Source organism: Polaromonas sp., from assembly GCF_030689685.1.
Taxonomy (GTDB): domain Bacteria; phylum Pseudomonadota; class Gammaproteobacteria; order Burkholderiales; family Burkholderiaceae_C; genus Polaromonas.
Map to the genome: position 1 here is coordinate 67,657 of NZ_JAUYEY010000027.1, position 20,003 is coordinate 87,659.

22 protein-coding genes, 1 other RNA gene and 1 riboswitch are annotated in these 20,003 nt (G+C 62.4%); of the genes, 17 read left to right on the forward strand and 6 right to left on the reverse strand.

Annotated elements, in window-relative coordinates:
• Positions 1-8: 8 nt before the first annotated feature.
• Positions 9-389 (reverse strand): hypothetical protein, encoded by a 381-nt coding sequence (locus tag Q8O29_RS06910; RefSeq protein ID WP_305561326.1) that lies wholly within the window; start codon positions 387-389, stop codon positions 9-11.
• 148 nt (positions 390-537) lie between these two features.
• Between Q8O29_RS06910 and Q8O29_RS06915 the strand changes: the two genes are divergently transcribed.
• Positions 538-1,488, forward strand: coding sequence for a LysR family transcriptional regulator (locus tag Q8O29_RS06915; protein WP_305561327.1), 951 nt, complete (start codon positions 538-540; stop codon positions 1,486-1,488).
• A gap of 6 nt (positions 1,489-1,494) precedes the next feature.
• Here Q8O29_RS06915 and Q8O29_RS06920 read toward each other — a convergent pair whose 3' ends face one another.
• From Q8O29_RS06920 to Q8O29_RS06940, 5 genes are all read right to left on the reverse strand, one after another.
• Positions 1,495-2,418 carry a methionyl-tRNA formyltransferase gene (locus tag Q8O29_RS06920; RefSeq protein ID WP_305561328.1) on the reverse strand — a complete coding sequence of 308 codons (924 nt, stop codon included), beginning with the start codon at positions 2,416-2,418 and terminating at the stop codon, positions 1,495-1,497.
• A gap of 204 nt (positions 2,419-2,622) precedes the next feature.
• Positions 2,623-3,423, reverse strand: coding sequence for a sulfite exporter TauE/SafE family protein (locus tag Q8O29_RS06925; protein WP_305561329.1), 801 nt, complete (start codon positions 3,421-3,423; stop codon positions 2,623-2,625).
• Positions 3,424-3,457: 34 nt separating this feature from the next.
• Positions 3,458-3,637, reverse strand: a non-coding RNA gene (gene ssrS, locus Q8O29_RS06930) — 6S RNA.
• 81 nt (positions 3,638-3,718) lie between these two features.
• Positions 3,719-4,081, reverse strand: coding sequence for a cell division protein ZapA (locus tag Q8O29_RS06935; protein ID WP_305561330.1), 363 nt, complete (start codon positions 4,079-4,081; stop codon positions 3,719-3,721).
• Positions 4,078-4,335, reverse strand: coding sequence for a cell division protein ZapB (locus Q8O29_RS06940; protein ID WP_305561331.1), 258 nt, complete (start codon positions 4,333-4,335; stop codon positions 4,078-4,080). Before Q8O29_RS06940 ends, Q8O29_RS06935 begins: the two co-directional genes overlap by 4 nt.
• A 35-nt stretch (positions 4,336-4,370) precedes the next feature.
• Positions 4,371-4,661: riboswitch (cobalamin riboswitch) on the forward strand.
• An 80-nt stretch (positions 4,662-4,741) separates the two neighbouring features.
• Here Q8O29_RS06940 and Q8O29_RS06945 point away from each other — a divergent pair.
• Genes Q8O29_RS06945 through Q8O29_RS07020 form a run of 16 tightly spaced genes read left to right on the forward strand, consistent with a single transcriptional unit; the run spans position 4,742 to position 19,969 of the window.
• Positions 4,742-6,625: a TonB-dependent receptor domain-containing protein gene (locus Q8O29_RS06945; RefSeq protein WP_305561332.1), complete on the forward strand. Its 1,884-nt coding sequence runs from the start codon at positions 4,742-4,744 to the stop codon at positions 6,623-6,625.
• 10 nt (positions 6,626-6,635) lie between these two features.
• Positions 6,636-7,982, forward strand: coding sequence for a cobyrinate a,c-diamide synthase (locus tag Q8O29_RS06950; RefSeq protein ID WP_305561333.1), 1,347 nt, complete (start codon positions 6,636-6,638; stop codon positions 7,980-7,982).
• Positions 7,979-8,806, forward strand: a complete 828-nt coding sequence (locus Q8O29_RS06955; RefSeq protein WP_305561334.1) for a hypothetical protein — start codon at positions 7,979-7,981, stop codon at positions 8,804-8,806. The genes Q8O29_RS06950 and Q8O29_RS06955 overlap by 4 nt, the downstream gene beginning before the upstream one ends.
• A gap of 4 nt (positions 8,807-8,810) precedes the next feature.
• The gene (locus tag Q8O29_RS06960; protein WP_305561335.1) at positions 8,811-9,662 is read left to right on the forward strand and encodes an ABC transporter substrate-binding protein; all 852 of its coding nucleotides are present in this window, start codon (positions 8,811-8,813) and stop codon (positions 9,660-9,662) included.
• Positions 9,655-10,236, forward strand: a complete 582-nt coding sequence (gene cobU / locus Q8O29_RS06965; protein ID WP_305561336.1) for a bifunctional adenosylcobinamide kinase/adenosylcobinamide-phosphate guanylyltransferase — start codon at positions 9,655-9,657, stop codon at positions 10,234-10,236. Before Q8O29_RS06960 ends, cobU begins: the two co-directional genes overlap by 8 nt.
• A 41-nt stretch (positions 10,237-10,277) precedes the next feature.
• Entirely contained in the window at positions 10,278-11,147 is an 870-nt protein-coding gene (locus Q8O29_RS06970; RefSeq protein ID WP_305561337.1) for an ABC transporter substrate-binding protein, read from the forward strand.
• A complete protein-coding gene (locus Q8O29_RS06975) occupies positions 11,144-12,163 on the forward strand; it encodes an iron ABC transporter permease (protein ID WP_305561338.1) in 1,020 nt (339 codons plus the stop codon). The genes Q8O29_RS06970 and Q8O29_RS06975 overlap by 4 nt, the downstream gene beginning before the upstream one ends.
• Complete coding sequence (locus tag Q8O29_RS06980) at positions 12,160-12,927, forward strand: ABC transporter ATP-binding protein (protein ID WP_305561339.1); 768 nt, start codon at positions 12,160-12,162, stop codon at positions 12,925-12,927. The genes Q8O29_RS06975 and Q8O29_RS06980 overlap by 4 nt, the downstream gene beginning before the upstream one ends.
• Before the next feature lie 33 nt (positions 12,928-12,960).
• Positions 12,961-13,833 (forward strand): precorrin-4 C(11)-methyltransferase, encoded by an 873-nt coding sequence (gene cobM / locus Q8O29_RS06985; protein ID WP_305561340.1) that lies wholly within the window; start codon positions 12,961-12,963, stop codon positions 13,831-13,833.
• Positions 13,830-14,843: a sirohydrochlorin chelatase gene (locus Q8O29_RS06990; protein WP_305561341.1), complete on the forward strand. Its 1,014-nt coding sequence runs from the start codon at positions 13,830-13,832 to the stop codon at positions 14,841-14,843. Before cobM ends, Q8O29_RS06990 begins: the two co-directional genes overlap by 4 nt.
• Entirely contained in the window at positions 14,840-15,526 is a 687-nt protein-coding gene (locus Q8O29_RS06995; RefSeq protein WP_305561342.1) for a precorrin-8X methylmutase, read from the forward strand. Before Q8O29_RS06990 ends, Q8O29_RS06995 begins: the two co-directional genes overlap by 4 nt.
• Positions 15,523-16,620 (forward strand): cobalt-precorrin-5B (C(1))-methyltransferase, encoded by a 1,098-nt coding sequence (locus Q8O29_RS07000; protein ID WP_305561343.1) that lies wholly within the window; start codon positions 15,523-15,525, stop codon positions 16,618-16,620. Before Q8O29_RS06995 ends, Q8O29_RS07000 begins: the two co-directional genes overlap by 4 nt.
• Positions 16,617-17,954: a precorrin-6y C5,15-methyltransferase (decarboxylating) subunit CbiE gene (gene cbiE / locus Q8O29_RS07005; RefSeq protein ID WP_305561344.1), complete on the forward strand. Its 1,338-nt coding sequence runs from the start codon at positions 16,617-16,619 to the stop codon at positions 17,952-17,954. Before Q8O29_RS07000 ends, cbiE begins: the two co-directional genes overlap by 4 nt.
• Positions 17,947-18,768 (forward strand): precorrin-2 C(20)-methyltransferase, encoded by an 822-nt coding sequence (cobI, locus tag Q8O29_RS07010; protein ID WP_305561345.1) that lies wholly within the window; start codon positions 17,947-17,949, stop codon positions 18,766-18,768. Before cbiE ends, cobI begins: the two co-directional genes overlap by 8 nt.
• Positions 18,765-19,544, forward strand: coding sequence for a cobalamin biosynthesis central domain-containing protein (locus Q8O29_RS07015; RefSeq protein ID WP_305561346.1), 780 nt, complete (start codon positions 18,765-18,767; stop codon positions 19,542-19,544). Before cobI ends, Q8O29_RS07015 begins: the two co-directional genes overlap by 4 nt.
• Entirely contained in the window at positions 19,541-19,969 is a 429-nt protein-coding gene (locus Q8O29_RS07020) for a cobalamin biosynthesis protein (RefSeq protein ID WP_305561347.1), read from the forward strand. The genes Q8O29_RS07015 and Q8O29_RS07020 overlap by 4 nt, the downstream gene beginning before the upstream one ends.
• Positions 19,970-20,003 lie beyond the last annotated feature (34 nt).

Below are 20,003 nucleotides of genomic sequence, written 5' to 3' on the forward strand. Positions count from 1 at the left end.
CCGTGCTTTCAGGTCAGTGCACTTGTCGCCACCCGGTGCGCGGGCGCGCCGGACGATGCGTGGTGCCGTGCAGCCGAAGGCATGTGCGAGGCGCCGGTCCGGCCGTAAGAGGCTGGAGACGTCCGGTGACCCATGCTCGCATAACAGCGGGCTTGGGTGGTTTCGATGGCGCCGACCAGAAACTCGGCTTCGTAAGCTCGCAACAAGTGTGATTGCTCGGTTTCCAGGTAGATACGCACGCCATCACGGCCATGGACTTGCAGGCGGGCATAGGTGGCGGCATTCCAGTACCAGGTCAGGCCCAGTTCCTCGAACGCGGCGTTGTAGGCGTGGCGGTGGGCTTCGGCGGCCTGGCCGACGGCGGTCTGGGAAAGCAGGGCATTGAGCATGGCAGTTCTCTTCGTGGTGTGGCGTTCTGGTCGACGTGACGGCTGCTTTTGCGCCGGGCTTGAACGCAAATGTAGGGAAAAAATATGATTAGCGATAGTTAAAGTATTTGATACTATTGATAACTTATGAGTTATATATAGGAGTAGCATGAAAAATGCGACACTGCGCCAGCTTAAGGTTTTTGAGTCAGTGGCCAGGCATCTGAGCTTTTCGAGAGCTGCTGAGGAGCTGCACCTGTCGCAACCCGCCGTCTCCATTCAGGTGAAGAAGCTGGAAGACCATGCCGGTCTTCCACTGTTCGAACAACTCGGAAAAAAAATCCACCTCACGCCTGCAGGCGTGGAAATGCTGCACTCCAGCCGGATCATCATCCAGCAGTTCAAGGAAGTCGAAGAGGCCATGGCGCAATTCAAGGGTGTCGCAGGCGGCAAGCTGAACGTGGCCGTGATCAGCGCGGGGGACTATTTTTTACCGCGTTTGCTGGTCGAATTCGCGCGTCGCCACTCCGGGGTCACGCTTGATTTCGGGGTTTGCAACCGCGAAGAGTTGCTGAGCCAACTGGGCGACAACCTGACGGATCTGGCCATCATGGTGCGCCCGCCGCTGGGCCTGGACACGGTCAGCGAAGCCTTTGCACCCCACCCCTATGTGGTGGTGGCGGCGCCCGACCATCCGCTGGCCAGCAAAAAGCGCATCACGCTGTCGCGCCTGGCGCGTGAGCCTTTTGTGGTGCGTGAAAAAGGCTCCGACACCTGGAATTCCATGCAAGAGGGATTCGGCGCGCATCTTGCCGACCTGAATATCGCGATGGAAATCAAAAGCACGGAAACCATCAAGCAGGCGGTGATGGCGGGCATGGGCGTGAGTTTTTTGTCGGCGCACACCATCAGCCGCGAGCTGCAGGTCGGCAGCCTCAGCGTGCTTGATGTGCAAGGCTTTCCACTGATGCTGCACTGGTATGTGGTGCACCGGCGCAACAAGCGTCTGACGCCGGTGGCCCAGGCCTTCAAGACTTTTCTGATGAGTGACGGCGGCGCGCTGATTGAGCAGACCATCGGCTACCGGCCCAAGCCGGTGCCGGGGCGTCTCAAGAGGTGAGCAGGCTCAAGGCGCCGGGCTGAAGAGCTTGCGCTCGCGCGCGAAGTCCAGCGCATTCATCTTTGCGCCGCCTTCGGGCTTCAGTTTGAGCACCTCGATCTGTCCACCATGCGAATTGATCAGCAGTCCGGTTTCTGTCAAACCGGCCATCTCTCCAGGCTTGCCGCGGACTTCCGAAAAACCGTGCACCGGATGCTTGCGGCAGTCATAAAGCCAGACACGCGTTTCATTGAGGACCGTCCACGCGCCGGGAGCCGGGTTACAGGCGCGAATCAGGTTGTAAACCTGGTCGACGTGGTTGGCCCAGTTGATGCGCGACTCTTCCTCGTGGTACCAACCTTCGTAGCTGGCTTTCGACTCGTCTTGCACCCGCTCCTGGTGTCGGCCCGATATGACCAGATCGGCGGCTTCAAGCAGGGCCGCCACACCCATGGGAAACAGCCTGTTGAAGTACAGCTCGCCGAGGGTTTCGTCGGGGCCGATGGCGCATGACTTCTGCAGCACCAGGGGGCCTTCGTCGAGACCATCTGTGGGCCGGAAGATGCTGATGCCGGTCCGGGTTTCGCCCAGTGCAATCGGCCAACTGATCGACGACGGTCCGCGGTGCCGGGGCAGCAGAGAGGGGTGGAACTGAATGGTGCCGCAACGGGGGATGTTGACAAAGGTTTGCGGCGCGAATTGCACCACGTAAGCCATCACACCAATGTCCGCCTGGAGGTCACGCATGGCTTGCTCGGCATAGCTGCTTTTGAGGCTGCTGAACTGGAACACCGGCAGGTGCAGGGCCTGCGCGGCCACACGCAGGGCATCGGGTTTGGCGCCGGCTTTTTCAGGCACGCAGAAAACGCCGACCACCTCGTCTCCGCGTGCCAGAAAGGCTTCCAGCGTGGCTTTGCCGAATTCTTGCTGGCCGATGAATGCAATTTTCATGAAGGAATACCTGGGGCGGTGTGGACTGTTTTGGCCTGCCGCCGGACCGCTCCAAGGCAAGGCCGCTCCCCCTCGGGGCTGATGCCTGCGGCTCCATACCTGCTTGGGCAGGTTTGGACAGGCATCAGAAGCGAAGCCTCTGGCGAGCGGCGGCCTGCAAGGTGCAGCGTCGTACACGAAGTGACAAGCGTGAGGGTCATATTTTTAGCGAAACAGGAAGTATGCCGCGAGAATATAGAGCACCACCGCGAACACTTTTTTCAGTGGCCGGATGTCCATGCGGTGCGCCGTGCGCGCGCCCAGCGGCGCGGTGCACATGCTGGCCAGCGAGACGACGATCAGGCCGGGCAGGTAGAGATAACCGATGGAGCCCGGCGGCATTTCGGGCATGCCCTGGCCGGCCCAGATATAACCCAGCGTGCCTGCCAGCGCGATCGGGAAACCCAGCGCAGCCGACGTGCCTACCGCGTCATGGATTTTCACGTTGCACCAGGTCATGAAAGGCACCGAGACAAAGGCACCGCCGGCGCCGACCAGCGAGGACAACATGCCGATCACCCCGCCCATGCTGAAGGTGCCCAGGCGGCCGGGCAGGGTGCGGCTTGGTTTGGGTTTGCGGTCCAGAAACATCTGCGTAGCGGAAAACGCCACGAACACCGCGAACAGGACGCTGAGGACCTTGCCCGGCAGGGCGACGGCGAGCTGTGCGCCAACCAGTGAACCCAGCAAAATACCGGGTGCCAGCAGGCGGACGATGGGCCACAACACGGCGCCGCGTCGGTGGTGCGCGCGCACCGATGACATCGAGGTAAAGCAGATCGTCGCCAGCGAAGTGGCCACAGCCATTTTCATGGTGTAGTCCGCCGGGTAGCCCTTGGCCGTGAGGATGAAGGTCATGAACGGCACCATCAGCATGCCGCCGCCTATGCCCAGCAGGCCGGCCAGAAAACCGGTGACGCTGCCCAGCAGCAGAAGTTCGGCAATGAGTTGCGGTTCAAGAAACATTCAGGCCCGGGCCGGGCCCGAAAATAGATCAAAAAAGGTGTCTGCAAGTGCCACCGGACCGTCATCCTGAACCGGGGTTCAGGTGGGCGAGGGCAGTCAGGCTTCGGGTTCGTCTAACGCGAGACGATCACGCCTGCCTGACAATTTACCAAGCCCGTGCTCGTGGAGCATTGGTTCAAGGAAATATAAAGCCCGATGCGCACCGCAGACGATCTCATTGTAGGCGCTTGCGGCTGACAGTGCAGCCTGTGCCGAGGTGTTGGAGCGTGCGCCTTGCAGCGGCGCAGGATCCGCCTTACAGCAGGCGGCCGTCCACACCGAGCGCACTGTCCAGGCGCTGCAGCAATGCCGTCAGTTGGGGCTGCGTTGCAGCATTCTGTGCCGTCGCCGGCGTATCCGGCCTGGCGCCGGCCGGTGCGGCTGCCGCCCTGTTGCGCGAGGCTTTCAGTGCATTAGCCTCGAGTTCGGACAATTCAAAAGCCAGGTTCAGCGCGGCCAGCACGGCGATGCGGTCGCGCGCCTTGATTTTTCCGGCGTCGCGGATCTTGCACATGGCAGCGTCGACTTTTTCCACCGCGTCCAGCAAGCGTGTTTCACCGCCTTCGGGGCAGCCGAGCAGGTAGCTCTGGCCCATGATCTGTACATCAAGCTGCTTCATGAGTCCGATCCGGCAGTGGTTCGGGCGCCAGCCGCGCCCAGGGTCAGGGACGAAGAAGAGTCGGGCAGCCGCTCCAGCAGCGCATCAACGCGCGAGCGGGCGGCGCTGAGGCGGGAGCGCAGAGAGTCGCGCTCTTGCGTGAGCACATGAACCTGCTCATTGAGCAAGGCATTGGTGCGCTGCAATTCCTCGTACCGCAGCAGCAGCCGCTCGACACGTTCGGCGATCTGGTCGATGTGGGTTTGGTTCGACATGGCCCTGTGATTGTAGGGTTTGCCGCGTTTTGGGGCGTAGAATCTCGCCTGTTGGTGCTCGCGGTGTGGTTCACACGCCGCAGTTCAACGGGAAGCAGGAGGAAGTCAACGCCATTCGGACCCGGTCAGCCCGGTCCGCAAGCGACTAGACCTCTAACCTGCGCTGCCCCCGCAACGGTAAACGGACGAATGTTTCTCCCCGGATTCAAACTTGGGGACGCATTCAGCTTTCATCATCAGCCACTGAGCGTTCTGAACACGCGCTTGGGAAGGCGATGAAGGCAGTTCCGTCAGCCCGGATACCGGCCAACAAGGTGGTTGCACGTCTGTCTCGACAGGCCGCAGCCGTAACGCTCATGCACTGGCGGGGAAGCCGGTAAGAGCTTTTTGTTGATTGTTTCCATCCATGAAAACCTGTGTTTTTTGCGCACGCCTTGCCGTGCTTCCGCTGGCCTTGACGGCGGTGTTTCCTGCATTTTCGCAATCTGCTGTTGCGCCGCAGCTCAAGGAGACGGTGGTCACCGCCTCGCGCGTGGCAACCCCGGTCACCGACGTGATTGCCGACGTTTCCATCATCGACCGGGAGACCCTGGATCGGGCCGGTCAGTCGTCGCTGCGCGACATTCTGGCCCAGCAGCCGGGTGTGCAGATGGGCAGCAATGGCAGCTACCGCTCAAACTCAAGCATTTTCCTGCGTGGCGCCAGCAACTCGCAAACCATTGTGCTGATCGATGGCGTGCGGGTGGGCTCGGCCACCTCGGGCGGCGCATCGTTTGAGAACCTTCCGCTGGCGCGTATTGAACGCATTGAAATTTTGCGCGGCGCGGCCTCTGCCCTGTATGGGCCGGATGCCGTGGGTGGCGTGATCCAGATTTTTACCCGAGAGCCAAGCGATGGCCTGGCGCTCAGTGCCAGTGCCGGGTTTGGCTCGGTCGGGCAACGGCAGGCGGATGCGTCGGTGCGCGGCAGCACCGGCGCCATTGGGTACAGCCTGGGCGTGTCGCGCGAAAAAGCGCGCGGTATCAGTTCGGTTTCCGACCCCGCATCAAGCAACTTCAACCCGGATGCGGACGGCTTCACCTCTGCCAGTGTGGATGCCAAGTTGACTGCCAAAATCAACCGCGAGCATGCGCTGACATTGAGTCTGCTGCGCAGTGAAACCGAATACCAGTTTGACGGTTTGCCAACGCCTAATCCGCTGGCCTTGACCCGCCTCACATCCGACGCGCGGGCCAAACCGAAACTCAACAACGCCACCTTCAAGTGGGACGCGCAGTGGCTGCCGAATTGGAAATCCACACTCATAGCGGGGACCAGCGACGAAGAATCGGTCAACGAGTATTACCGGCTCGCAGATGGAAGATTCGGCGGCAGCAGCCAGTTCAACACCAACCGCAAACAGCTGACCTGGCAAAACGACTTCACGCTGGACAAGGACGTGTTGTCGGTACTGTTTGAAGACCGTTCTGAAGCGGTGGACAGCTCCACCAATTACACGGTCAAGCAGCGCGATGTACGCAGCGCTTTGGCGTCTTATGCGCTGAACCGCGAGCGCTGGAATGCGCTGGCCGTGATCCGCAACGACAAAAACTCCCAGTTCGGCAGCTTCAACAACTGGGCGCTTTCCGCCGGTTATCGTTTGATGGACGGTTTGCGTGCTGTGGCCAGTGTTGGCACGAGTTTTCAGGCGCCCACCTTCAACCAGCTGTACTTCCCGGGGTTTGGCAATCCTGCTCTCGTGCCGCAACGGAACCGGGCCACCGAAGTGGGCCTGAAATACCAGCAGGGCAACCTGGCGCTGGGTGCGGTGGCCTACCACAACGATATCCAGGGTTTCATCATTCCGTCCACCAATGTCCAGAGCTCGCAGGCGGTGTTGCGCGGTATCACCCTGAGCGCCGATGTGCAGTCTGGCGCAACCAGTTATTCGCTGTCTTACGACTACGCAGACCCGCGCTCTTACTCGACGGTGCCGGCTTCCAATGACCTGCGCCTGGTGCGTATTGCGCAAAACGTGCTTAATGCCCGCATCACGCACCGCATGGGTGATGTCAGCGTGTTTGGTGAAGTCAAGCTCTCCAGCAACCGCGAAGACGCCAAGGTGGTGGGTGTGGGCCGCGATACCTTGCCCGGCTACGGCGTGCTCAACACCGGCGTGACCTGGAAGGTGCAGAAAAACGTGTCCTTGCTGGCGCGTATCAACAACCTGACCGATACCCGGTACATGCTCGCCAACGGCTTCTCGGTGCCCGGCCGCAATGTATTTGCGTCGGTGTCATGGGCGATGTAAAGCAGCGACCATGCCTTCAGCCCGTTGCCCCGCCATCCTGATTGCTGCGCCCGCCTCCGGCCAGGGCAAGACCACGGTCGCCTGCGCTCTGGCGCGGCTGCACACGCGCCAGGGCAGGCGGGTGCGGGTGTTCAAGTGCGGGCCAGATTTTCTCGATCCCTACTGGCTCAGCCTGGCCAGCGGCGCACCGGTGCATCAGCTGGACTTATGGATGACCGGCGACGCCGACTGCGCGCAGCGTTTGCACGCTGCCGCGCAAGAGGCCGACCTGATCATTGTTGAAGGCGTGATGGGCCTGTTTGACGGCGAGCCCAGCGCGGCCGACCTGGCCCGGCGTTTTGACCTGCCGGTGCTCACGGTGATTGACGCCGGCGCCATGGCCGGCACCTTTGGGGCGCTGGCCTGGGGGCTGCAGCATTACCGCGAAGGCCTGCGTTTTGCCGGTGTGCTGGCGAATCGGGTTGCGTCTGAAGGCCATGCCGCGATGCTCAAGGATGGCCTGCGCGACCCAGCGTTATGGCTGGGGGCGCTGATGCGCAGCGAGGCCGTGACCTTGCCTGAGCGGCATCTGGGTCTGGTCATGGCGCACGAGCTGGACGATGCGCTGGCACGGCTGGATGCAGCCGCTGATGCCTTGGCTGACTCAGCACTGGGGCAGATGGGTGTGGCCGATCTGCAGGTCTGGGCGGTAGATTTTGAAGCGCCGGATTCAGCGGGAACGGGTTTTCCGGCCGATGCGCTGCAAGGGCAAACCATTGCAGTGGCGCGTGATGCGGCCTTCTGTTTTTTATACGCGGCCAATCTCGACTGTCTGCAAGCGATGGGCGCACAGCTGGTTTATTTTTCGCCGCTCGCAGACAGTGGCCTGCCAGTGTGTGATGCGCTCTGGCTGCCCGGCGGTTATCCCGAATTACATGCCGAGACACTGGCTGCCAACAGCGCCATGAAAACCGCCATCGTGGAGCATGCGCGGGCAGGCAAGCCGGTCTGGGCCGAGTGCGGCGGCATGATGGCGCTGTTTGACCAGCTCACCACGGTGGACGGCAGCAGCCACCCGATGTGGGGCGTGTTGCCCGGCTGCGTGACCATGCAAAAGCGGTTGGCTGCGCTGGGTCCGCAGCAGCTGGACGTGGCGAATGGCTCCCTGCGTGGTCATGCCTTTCATTACTCGACCTGCGCCACGCCCTTGCAAGCCGCGGCACGCACCCAGGCGGCTCCCGGCCGCAAGCTGCGCGGTGAGGGCGAGGCGCTTTATGTGGCCGGCCCGACGGGTTCGGTGAGGGCGAGTTATTTCCACGCCTGGTTTGCGTCTGATCCGGCTGCGGCAGCGCGTTTGTTCTTGAAGGAAGCGTCATGACCGATGAATACAGAATTGAAACTACACCCAATTCCATCGACTTTTGGTCCAAGCACCGTCTGCCACTTGAACCAAACGGTGTTCTATTCATCGCCCGGATCGAGCTCCGGGAAAAACTTAAGAGTCTGAAACCGCGTCTTGGGGACGGACTATGGGCATCCCTCACAACGGAATGTCATGATCATTTTGATGCGGAGAACATCTTGTTCTACAACGTAGGAGCAGCAAGGTTTGGTGCGCTTTCTTCGGAGGGCTATTCGTTTAGCTTTTTCCGGGGGGCGCCAGTAGAGGCTGCTCAATTCAAATTTCACCATCATTACGAATTGCGCCGCTTGCCCGCTAAGGCCGCATCACAACCGCATCTCCAGTTTGTTCTGGAGAAACTCAACACGAACATCAAACCACAACATGTTTGGTGGCCAGCGCGAAACGCGGGTGGCATGGATATACCAGTTGTGGAGGGTGATTTTCGGTTGGATGTTGTCCTGACCGGACCAGCAATCAAGAGTGGAATTGCGACAGTGGCAAAACCTCTTCTCGATGGGGTTATAGCAGCGCTTCATTTCGACTCGTGCGTGGATCAAGCTGCCGTATCGTTTCTTGCATCTAAATTTCAGTTGCCGGCTGATCGTCTGCTTAAAGCATTTGCGCGTACCGATCATTCGCCACTGGGTGATCAAAGAGTGCTCTCTACATACCGTGGGCCAACTTCTATCAAATGGAACCCTGCCGATGAGCGATGCGTTGAATGCGCGATTCGGTGGTTGCCTGGCAGCGGACCGGGAACTAGGGTTGACGTGTGTATTCAGCCAACCAATGGTTAAAACTATGACCAACAGGGAATTCGACTGGCGCACGCTGGCCACCAGCCAGGGCACCTCAGCCTATGGTCCGCAGCGCATCGTCTGCCTGACGGAAGAACCCACCGAGTGGCTGTACCTGCTGGGGGAGGAGCGGCGCATTGTCGGCATCTCGGGCTACACCGTGCGGCCACCGCGTGCACGGGAGGAAAAGCCCAAGGTCAGTGCCTTCCTCAACGCGAAGATCGACAAAATTGTGGATCTGAAGCCCGACTGCGTGATTGGTTTTTCTGACCTGCAGGCCGACATTGCCTCGCAACTCGTCAAAAAAGGCATTCAGGTCACCATCTTCAACCAGCGCAGCGTGGCGGAAATTTTTTCGATGATGTACCAGCTTGCAGCCATGGTCGGCCAGGAGGCGCGTGGCCGCGCGCTGATGCGCGGCATGCAGCAGCGTCTGCTGGCGATTGAGCAGGCGGCTGCAAACCTAAAGCGCCGCCCGCGCGTGTTTTTTGAAGAATGGTACGACCCGCACATCAGCGCGATTGCCTGGGTGTCGGAACTCATGGGTATTGCCGGGGGCGACGATTGCTTTCCGGAGCTGGCGTCGCAGCCCATGGGCAAGGACCGCATCATTGCCGACGGCAGCGAGATCGTGCGGCGCAACCCCGACATCATTTTTGGCTCCTGGTGTGGACGCAAATTTCGGCCCGAACATGTGTCGGCACGGACTGGTTGGGAGGATGTCAACGCCGTCAAAAACAGGCAACTGTTCGAGATCAAGTCGGCAGAGATTCTGCAACCGGGACCGGCGGCCTTGACCGAGGGCGTGGAGCAAATCCACCGTCTGGTGATGCAGTGGAGCCAAGCCCATGCTTGAAGTCGCGCGCAGCGAATTCATCCTTGGCGGCCAGCGCAGCGGCAAGTCGCGCCGTGCAGAAATGCTGGCGCAGCACTGGCTGCTGCAATCCCCGCAACACAAGGCTGTGCTGATTGCCACGGCACAGCCCTGGGACGACGAAATGCGCGAACGCATCGCGCGGCATCAGCAAGACAGGGCCGGGCGTGTGCCGGGCATGGCTGCGGTGGAAGAGCCGCTGCAACTGGCGCAGGCCATCACACAGCACAGCGCAGCGCAGACGCTGCTGGTCGTTGATTGCCTGACCTTGTGGCTGACCAATTTACTCATGCCGGCTGAAAACTTTAAGCCAAATCAGCCTGTAGCCCTTGCTGCATCTGCGCAAGCAGCTATGCTTTTGGTAGCAATTGAAGCTGCGCCGGGGCCGCTGGTGCTGGTCGGCAACGAGATCGGGCTGGGCGTGATTCCCATGGGCCGCGAGACCCGCGACTTTGTGGATGCGCTGGGGCGACTGAACCAGCAGGTTGCCCGGGTCTGCGAGCGTGTGACCTTCATGGCCGCTGGTTTGCCGCTCACCCTGAAAGGCCAGCCATGAGCTTTTTTTCTTGCTCCCTCTCCCTTTGGGAGAGGGCTGGGGTGAGGGCGGCGTTACTGCTGCCCCTGCTGATTTTTCTTGCCGCAAGCGCCGCTCACGCGCTGCAAATTACCGATGATCGCGGCGTCACGGTCACGCTGCCGCAAACGCCGCTGCGCATTGTCAGTCTGTTGCCCTCGCTGACCGAAACCGTGTGCGAGCTGGGCGAGTGCAAGCGCCTGGTGGGCGTGGACCGTTACTCCAACTACCCTGCCTTTGTGCGGACCTTGCCACAGGTGGGCGGTGGCATCGACCCGAACATCGAAGCCGTGGTGGCGCTGCGGCCCGACGTGGTGCTCATGGCTACCTCTTCGCGCGGCGTGCAAAGGCTGGAGGCGCTGGGCCTGAAGGTGGTGGCGCTGGAGCCCAAGAGTTCAGCCGACGTGCAGCGCGTGATGGGCAAGATCGGTCAGGTGCTGGCGGTGGCCGACGCTCAGCGCGTCTGGCGCGTCATCGACGCCGGGGTGTCGGCAGCGGCGCAGTCGCTGCCGCCTGCCGCAAAGAACACCCGCGTGTATTTCGAAGTCAACCGCGGGCCGTATGCTGCGGGCACCACCTCTTTCATCGGCGAGACACTGCAGCGACTGGGGGTGAAGAACATCGTGACGCCCGAGCTCGGGCCTTTCCCAAAGCTCAACCCCGAATACGTGGTGCGGGCCAATCCCGACCTGATCATGATAGGCGCACGCAATGCCCAGGGCATGGCGCAGCGCCCCGGCTGGGCGGGCCTGCGCGCCCTGCGTGAAGGGCGGCTGTGTGTGTTCACGCCGGAAGAATCAGACGTGCTGGTGCGCCCCGGCCCGCGCATGGCCGAAGCCGCGCGCATCATGGCCAAATGCATCGCCGACAAGGCGGGGGCTGCGGTTCGATGAGCACGGCTGAACCGTCCAGCGCAGCCCATCGGCTTAGCCTGGTTATCGGGCTGTTCCTGCTGCTTGGCGCGGCCGGCTTGCTGCTGCTGGGCGCTGGCGTGGGCAGCACCGGCTTCGACAGTGTGCTGCGGGCGCGCCATGACCCGGTGGCCTGGCAAATCATCTGGGACATCCGGCTGCCGCGCACGCTGGGTGCCTGGGTGGCGGGAGGCCTGCTCGGTCTGGCCGGCGCCGTGGCCCAAGGGCTGTTTCGCAACCCGCTGGCCGACCCCTACCTGCTCGGCAGTGCTTCCGGCGCGGCCCTCGGCGTTGCCATAGCACTGGCCTTGTTTGGAGCCTCGCCGTTTGCTGCTTCGCTGCTTGTGCGGCTGGGCCTGACCGGCGCGGCTTTCGCCGGCGCGGTGGCCGGTGTGATGCTGACGCTGGCGCTGGCCAATGGCGTGCTGCACACCCTGCGCTTGCTGCTGGCCGGTGTCATCGTGGGTGTGGTGCTGGGCGCTGCGCGCGACCTTGTTACGCTGGCCGCTCCCGACATCCTGCAGGCCATGCAGGCTTTCATGCTGGGCAGCACCGGCTTTGTCGGCTGGACCTCGTTCGCCGTCATGGCGGCTGTGCTGCTGCCGACGCTGGCCGTCGCCTGGGCCCTGAGCCGCGTGCTCGATGGCCTGGCGCTGGGCGAGGCGACGGCCGCCAGCCTGGGTTTGCCGCTGGCCGCCGTGCGCGCCGCGCTGGTGGCTGTGCTGGCGCTGGCGACCGGCGCGGCGGTAGCGCAGACCGGGTTGATCGCTTTTGTCGGGCTGGCCGCGCCGCATCTGGTGCGCTCCATCGTCAAGACCACGCACGGACGGCTGCTGGTTCTCAGTGCGCTGATGGGTGGTCTGTTGCTGATGGCCGCCGACGTGCTGGCGCGCTGGGTGATCGCTCCGCAAGAACTGCCGGTGGGCGTGTTGACGGCAGTGCTGGGCGGAAGCTACCTGTTGTGGTTGATGCACAAACGCAGCGGCGGGTCGCTATGAATTCGATAGCTATCGACGCCCGGTCTATCAGGGCCAAGCTCGGAAATGTTGAGGTATTGCATGACATCTCCCTGGCCCTGCCCGCCGCGCGCTGGACCAGCATCGTCGGTCCCAACGGCGCCGGCAAGTCCACCTTGCTCAAAGTGCTGGCGGGTTTGCTGCCGCACAGCGGCGAGGTGGTTCTGCTGGGCCAGCCGCTGGCCACGCTGCGCGCCCGGGAGCGCGCGCAGCAACTGTCCTGGCTCGGCCAGAACGAAAGCTCTGCCGACGACCTGACCACCTACGACGTGGCCATGCTGGGCCGCCTGCCACACCAGCCCTGGCTGGCGCCGCCCAGCGATGCCGACCATGCGGCGGTAGCGCGGGCTTTGCGCGCCACCCACGCCTGGGACTGGCGTGATCGGCCGCTGGGCCAGCTCTCGGGCGGCGAACGCCAGCGCGTGCTGCTGGCGCGGGCCCTGGCCGTCGAAGCGCAGGTGCTGCTGATGGATGAACCGCTGGCCAACCTGGACCCGCCGCACCAGACCGACTGGCTGCTGATGGTGCGTCAGCTGGTGGCCGAGGGTAAAACCGTGCTCAGCGTGTTGCATGAAATTTCGTTTGCGCTGCATGCCGACGAGCTGGTGGTGATGGATCAGGGCAGAGTGACGCACCAGGGCGCTTGCGTTGACGCGGCCACGCACCGTGCGCTGGAACAGGTTTTCGATGACCGCATTGCGGTGCACCAGCTTGCAGGCCAGTGGGTGGCTTTGCCCAAAGTCTAGCTTGCGGCTAACAAACTCAAACCGGAATACATCATGCAGACTGACACTTCGCCCATTGATGCAGGCCGCGCTGCTACCGCTCCGGGCACCGTCTGGTTCGTCGGCGCGGGCCCGGGGGACCCGGAGCTGATCACCGTGAAAGGCCGACGGCTGATTGAGCGCGCTGGCGCCATTTTGTTTGCGGGCTCTCTGGTCAGCGAATCCGCCACGCGCTGGGCACCTGCGGGCTGCGTGATTGCTGACAGCAAGGACCTGACACTGGAGCAGATGTCTGCCTGGCTGATTGAGCAGGCCGGACGATGTGACACCGTGGTGCGCCTGCAAACCGGTGATCCCTGTTTGTACGGTGCGCTGATAGAACTGGTGCAACCCCTCGATGCGGCTGGAGTTGCCATCGAAGTGGTGCCGGGGGTGTCGTCCGCCATGGCATCAGCGGCGGCGGCTGTGGAAAGCCTCACCTTGCCAGAGGTGACCCAAACTGTGATCCTGACGCGTGTTGAAGGGCGTACGCCCATGCCGGAGGGTGAGTCGCTCGAAGCGCTGGCCAGGCACCACACGACCTTGTGTATCTTTCTCAGCATCACATTGATGGGCCGTGTCACGGCCGCATTGACGGCTGCGGGGTGGTCACCCGATGCGCCAGTAGTGGTGGTGCACAAGGCGAGCTGGCCGGGCGAAGAAAAAATTGTCCGTGGCACCGTGGCCACCATTCAAGCCTTGTGCCGCGAGGCCAAAATCGTCAGCCAAGCCATGATCATTGCCAGTCCCACGCTGGGGGCCCGCCAATGGACGACGCTGGCCAAGTCCAAGCTTTACGATGCCAGTTTCACCCACCGCTTTCGACGCGGCATCACGGCTGCTCCGGACGGCACTGCGCCGACAATTGCTTCACAGGAGACTCCATGAATTCAACAGCCATTTTGCTGGTGGGCCACGGCTCACGCGAGAAATCGGGTAACGACGAGATTGAAGCTTTTGCGCAGCAATGGCGTGCGCGCCAGCCCGGCTGGCGCATCGAAATCTGCTTTATCGAATTTTCGGAAATTACCATGAGTGAGGGCCTGCGCTGCGCCGCGATGGGTGCCAGCCGGGTCATGGTCATTCCGCTGATTTTGAATGCGGCCGGGCACGTCAAGATGGATATTCCGCAGGCGATTGATGGGGCTCGGCTACGCTTTCCGAACGTGCAGTTTTTGTATGCGCCGCACCTGACAGCTTGTGACCATATTCTCTCCATCGTCAAGCGCCGTTTGAAGGGGGCAATGGAAAAACTGGATATGCCTGACCCGACCACGACGGGTGTGGTGATCCTGGGGCGCGGCTCGTCGGACCGCCAGGCCAACGGCGAGATGGCCAAGATGGCGCGCTGGGTCACGGAGGAAACCGATCACGAACTGGTTGATCTGGCCTTCACCGGCATCACCTGGCCGCGCCTTGAAAAAGCGGTGCAACGGCAAAGCCTGCTAGGCATGACGCAGGTGGTGGTGCTGCCTTATTACCTGTTCAACGGCACGCTGGTCGAGCGCATCACGCGGCAGGTCGAGAACCTTAAAACCCAGTATCCAGCGATCCGTTTTACCTCGACAGCCTACTTCGGCTTTGAGCGCGAAATTTTTGAATTGCTGGAGGAACGGGTCAAGGACCTGGAGCGCAATGCCCCCGCATCACGCATGCCCTGCGATGGCTGCAAATACCGGGAATTTGCGGTGGAGCACGGCATGGGTGGGCATCACCATGACGACGCGGTGCCGCATCACCATGACCATGGAAACGATCACGCGCCTCACACGGAGCACGCCCATGCGCTTGCCCAGGCGAATGATCATGCACATCCCCATGCGCCTGAGTCGGGGCATGCCCACCCGGATCACAATGACCACGCGCGCTCCCATGATCATGAGCACGCCCATCCATGAGCACCCCTAACGTCATTACCGAGCAGCTAACGGCTGCAGGAAGAGCCATCGAGTATGACTCGTTTGCGGTGATCGACCGCGAAGTGGGGCCGCATACCTACACCCCCGGTCAGTGGCCCATCGTTCGCCGCATGATTCACGCCAATGCCGATTTTGATTTCAACGGTCTGACGGATTTTCATCCTCAAGCGGTGAATGCGGGTGTGGCCGCCATCCTGTCGCGCGCGGCCCGCGTGGTGGCCGATGTGGAGATGATTTGTGTGGGCTTGTCTGCGCCTCGCCTGGCGCACTTTGGCATGACGACGCACCAGTTCATCTCAGACGCTGACGTCATCGATACCGCCAAGGCAGAAGGCACGACCCGCGCCGTGCAGGCCATGCGCAAGGCGCACCGATTGGGTTTGCTCGACGGCGCCATTGTGGGCATCGGCAATGCGCCTACCGCGCTGATCGAGCTGGTGCGGCTGATTCAGGAAGAGGGCGCACGGCCTGCGCTGGTGGTGGGCATGCCTGTGGGTTTTGTGTCCGCTGCCGAATCAAAAGATCTGATGGCACAAAGCACCGCCACTCCCTGGGTGGTGATCCGGGGGCGCAAGGGCGGCTCGACGCTGGTGGTGGCCGCGATTCACGCGATGCTGGGCTTGGCGGAAGCGCGTGAGCTGAGGGAGCCCGGCGCAGCATGATGAAAAAAGACGCGCCCCGCGGTACCCGCACCGGTTTCACGACCGGTGCGTGCTCTGCTGCTGCTGCGCGTGCCGCGACCATCGGGTTGGTGACCGGCCAGGTGCCCGAAGCCGTGGAATGCCTGCTGCCCAACGGCGACTTGGTGATGTTTGCGGTGCAAAATGGCCGCTGCGGCCAGGACAGCGCCCACGCCATGGTCATCAAGGACGCAGGCGACGACCCGGACTGCACTGACAAGGCGCATCTCACGGTCGATGTGCGCTTGCTTCACGAACTGCCGGGCCAAGTGCTGCTGATGGGGGGCTTTGGTGTGGGCACAGTCACCATGCCGGGCCTGGGGCTGGCCGTGGGCGGCCCGGCCATCAACCCGGTGCCACGCCGCAACATCGAGGCCAATGTACGTGCTGCAGGCTCCTCTCTGCTCGACGAAGCAGGTTTTGAGGTCACGATTTCCGTGCCGCAAGGTGAGGAGATGACCAAGAAGACGCTGAATGCGCGCCTGGGCATCCTGGGCGGCATTTCCATCTTGGGCACGACCGGCATCGTCAAGCCTTATTCCACGGCCGCCTTCCGTGCCAGCGTGGTGCAGGGCGTGCAGGTCGCCGGTACGCTGGGCCACGGCTTGGTGGTCTTGACCACGGGCGGGCGAACCGAGAAGTTTGTCATGCAGGAAATGCCGCACCTGCCCGAGGCGGCGTTTGTGCAGATGGGCGACTTTTTGCGCTACGCCATGGGCGCTGCGGTGAAAGCGGGTTTGAAGCAGGTGGTGATTGGCGGCATGGTCGGCAAGCTCACCAAAATTGCGCAGGGCGAAACCATCACCCACGCCGGCCGTGCCGAGGTCGATACCGGCTTGCTGGCTGACATTGCGGCCAGCCTGGGCGCAGCGCCCGAAGTGTGCGACGCGATTCGCCAGAACGAAACCGCGCGTTATGCCGGCGAGCGCATGGATGCGCTGGGTCTGGGCACGGCATTCCATACGGCACTGGCACAGCGGGTGATCCAGACCCTGCGCACGCGCTACCCCGATCAGTTCGATTTGAAAGTGCTGGTTTGTGACTTTGACGGTCGCAAGATAGCGGAGGCCCCTTGAATTCTGAAAACTTTCCTGCGATAGAAAAATGTCGGATCATCGGCGTGCTGGACGATGGCGTGGACAGTCTGAGCCGCACCGCGCTGGCACACCTGCAACGGGCGCAATTGGTCATTGGCGGCAGTCGCACCCTGCAGCTGTTTGCGCCGCAGATGGACCCGACCGCTATCCGCCGCGACCTGACGGGGGCGCTGGCGCAAGTGCCTGAATGGATACGGGCGGCCCAGGCAGAAGGGCAGCGCGTGGTGCTACTGGCCACGGGGGATCCCTTGTGCCATGGCATTGCCGCCTACCTGGCCTCGCGTCTGTGCATTGAAGCCATCGACGTGTTGCCCAACGTCTCCACCTTGCAACTGGCTTGCGCCCGGCTGGGGCTGCCGTGGCAGGACATGAAGTTTTCATCGGTCCACAGCAAGGATGCAGGCGACTGGATGGAAGGCTCAGAGCCCAGCCATGGCCTGTATGCCCTGCTGCGTGATATTCGCCAAAACGACCGTCTGGCCATTCTGACCAGCCCCGACAACACGCCTGATCGCATCGCCCGCATGCTGGTGACCGAAGGCATGGCGGACGACTTTCAGATGGCCGTGGCCGAGCGCCTGTGCCAGCCCGAAGAGCGCGTGCTGAGCGGCATCACCATCCAGGCGGCCACGCAGGTGCCCTTTGCCGACCCCAATGTGGTGCTGCTGTGGCGCACCACATTGCGCCCGTCGCCGGTGCTGCTGGGCTTGCCCGACGCGAGCTATCAGCAGCGTTACCCAGAAAAAGGCCTGATCACCAAAAATGAAGTGCGGGTGGTGTCGCTGGCCCGCATGCAGCTACGCGCCAACAGCGTGGTCTGGGACATTGGCGCGGGCTCAGGATCGGTGGGGCTGGAGGCGGCGCGCCTGTGCAGCCAGGGCCATGTGTACGCGATTGAAAAGAACGTGGACGACAGCGCGATTGTGCGCAGCAACCGCAAAGCGCTGGGCATCAGCAACCACACCCTGGTGCATGGCAAAGCCCCCGAATGCCTGCAACACTGGCCGGACCCCGATGCCGTGTTTATAGGCGGCTCGGGCGGCGAGCTTGCCGAGTTGATTCGCCTGATCTTGCTCCGCCTGAAGCCTGAAGGCTGGCTGGTGATGAACTTTGTGACGCTGGAGAACCTGAGCGTCGCCGTTGACACTCTGAAGGCGCTGGGCGTGGCTTGGGACGTGCTGCAGTTGCAGGCTTCGCGCAGCAAGCCGATCTTGCACATGAACCGTATGGCCGCCGAGAACCCGGTGTGGCTGGTGTGCGCGCAAAAAGTGACCGTGCAAAAAACAGCCAAACTGGAGAAAAGCGATGACTGAACTTCACGCCGCGCAGCTCGAACGGGGAAGGGGCCGCCTTTTTGGCGTGTCTTTGGGTCCCGGTGACCCGGGGCTGATCACCCGCCGCGCCTGGGCTTTGCTGGAACGTACCGACGCTGTGTGGACCTACCCGGTACGCAGCCTGCGCAAGGAAAGCTATGCGCTCGACATCGTTCTGCGCTCGGGCATGACGCTGCCGGCGCAACACCAGCCGCTCCTGTTCCCCATGACCCATGATGTCGAAAAACTCGCGCGCCACTGGCTCAAAGCCGCCGAGACCGTGAAGGCGCTGCTGGCCACCGGGCAAGACGTGTTGTTTCTGGTTGAAGGCGATGCTTCCACCTACGCCAGTTTCTGCTACCTGGCGCGGGTGCTGCGCGAACTGGAGCCCGATGCGCAAATCGACATCGTGCCCGGCGTCACGTCCTTCAACGCGGCCTGCGCCCAGCTGCAGATGCCACTGTCCGAGCAGGACGACACCATCGCCATCGTGCCTGCTGCTTACGGCATTGCAGCCGTCGAAAAAATGCTGGATGACTTCGACACCCTGGTGTTGATGAAGGTCAAGCCGCTGCTCGACGATTTGATTGCGCTGCTGGAGCGCCGGGGCCTGCTGGCACACAGCCGCTTCATCGAAAAAGCCGGCTCCCCGGTGGAACGCATCGTGCACAACGTGGCCGAACTCAAGGGCACCAAAGTTAATTATTTGTCGCTGCTTCTGGTTAAAAATCCCAACCGCGAGCGCGGCGAGATGCTGCGCGGTTGTCGCAAAAAAACCAGCACTGAAATTGAAGAAGAGGAATTGCAGGAATGACTATGAATACTTTGCCGGAAACCAGCTCCGCTACACCTTTGGATGTACGCATCGTTCTGGTCGCGATCACCAAACACGGCGCGCAGCAAACCGCCGATCTGGCACGTCGGCTGCCGCAAGCTAGCGTGTGCGTGGCCGACAAATTCGCGCCGCTGATGGCCGGCCTACCCAACCCGGTGCGTGCCTACAGCGGCGCTTTCCGCGACGAGATCGCCACGCTGTTCGCCGACTTCGACCAGGTCGTGTTCTTTGTTTCGCTGGGGGCTGTCGTGCGCCTGATCGCTCCGCATCTCAAAAGCAAGGACGAAGACCCCGGGGTGGTGGTGGTCGATGATGCGGCGCAGTTCGTGATTCCCGTGCTGTCGGGTCATGTGGGCGGCGCCAACGCCATGGCCGAACAACTTGCGGCGATGCTGAGTGCTACCGCCGTGCTGACCACCGCCTCCGACGTGGGCAAGACCATTCCGGTGGACATTCTGGGCCGTGAGCTGGGCTGGAAGGTCGAGGCGCCCAAGATCAACATCACCCGCGTGTCGGCGCATGTGGTTAACGGCGAGCCGATTGCGGTGGTGCAGGAAACGGGCAGCCCGAACTGGTGGACGCGGTCCACGCCGCTGCCGGGCAGCATTCACAAGTTCGAACGCTTCGAAGACGTGGATTTGAACCGCTTCAAGGCCGTGCTCTGGATCACGCATGCAGAAATTACCCCCGAGCGCTGGCAGCAGCTCAGTGAGCGTCTGGTGGTTTATCGCCCTCCGCAAGAGGTCGAGGCATGACGGGTCGCTTGACGCAGGTGGCCGTGGGCCTGGGCTGCGACCGCGGCACGCCGCTGGCCACCGTGGCGCAGACACTGGACGCCGCGCTGGCTCAGGCCGGTCTGGTGCGGTCGCAGGTGGCGGTGCTGGCCAGCATCGAGGCCAAGCGTGATGAGCCTGCGTTTGCCGAGCTGGCGGCGCAGGGCGGCTGGCCGCTGCGTTTTTTCAGTGCCGCCGAGCTGGCCGCCGTGCCGGTGCCCAACCCCTCGGCCACCGTGCTGCGCCACATGGGCACGCCGTCGGTGTCGGAGGCCGCTGCCGTGCTCGCGGGGCAGACCACTGCGGCGGGCCTGGTGGTCGAAAAATTCAAGCATCAGGGGCCCGATGGGCGTAACGCCACCGTGTCCATTGCCACTTGCGCCCGCGTTGCACTTGGACTGTGTTGACGATTTCGTTTCGCTGGCTTTATTTTTTTCTTCA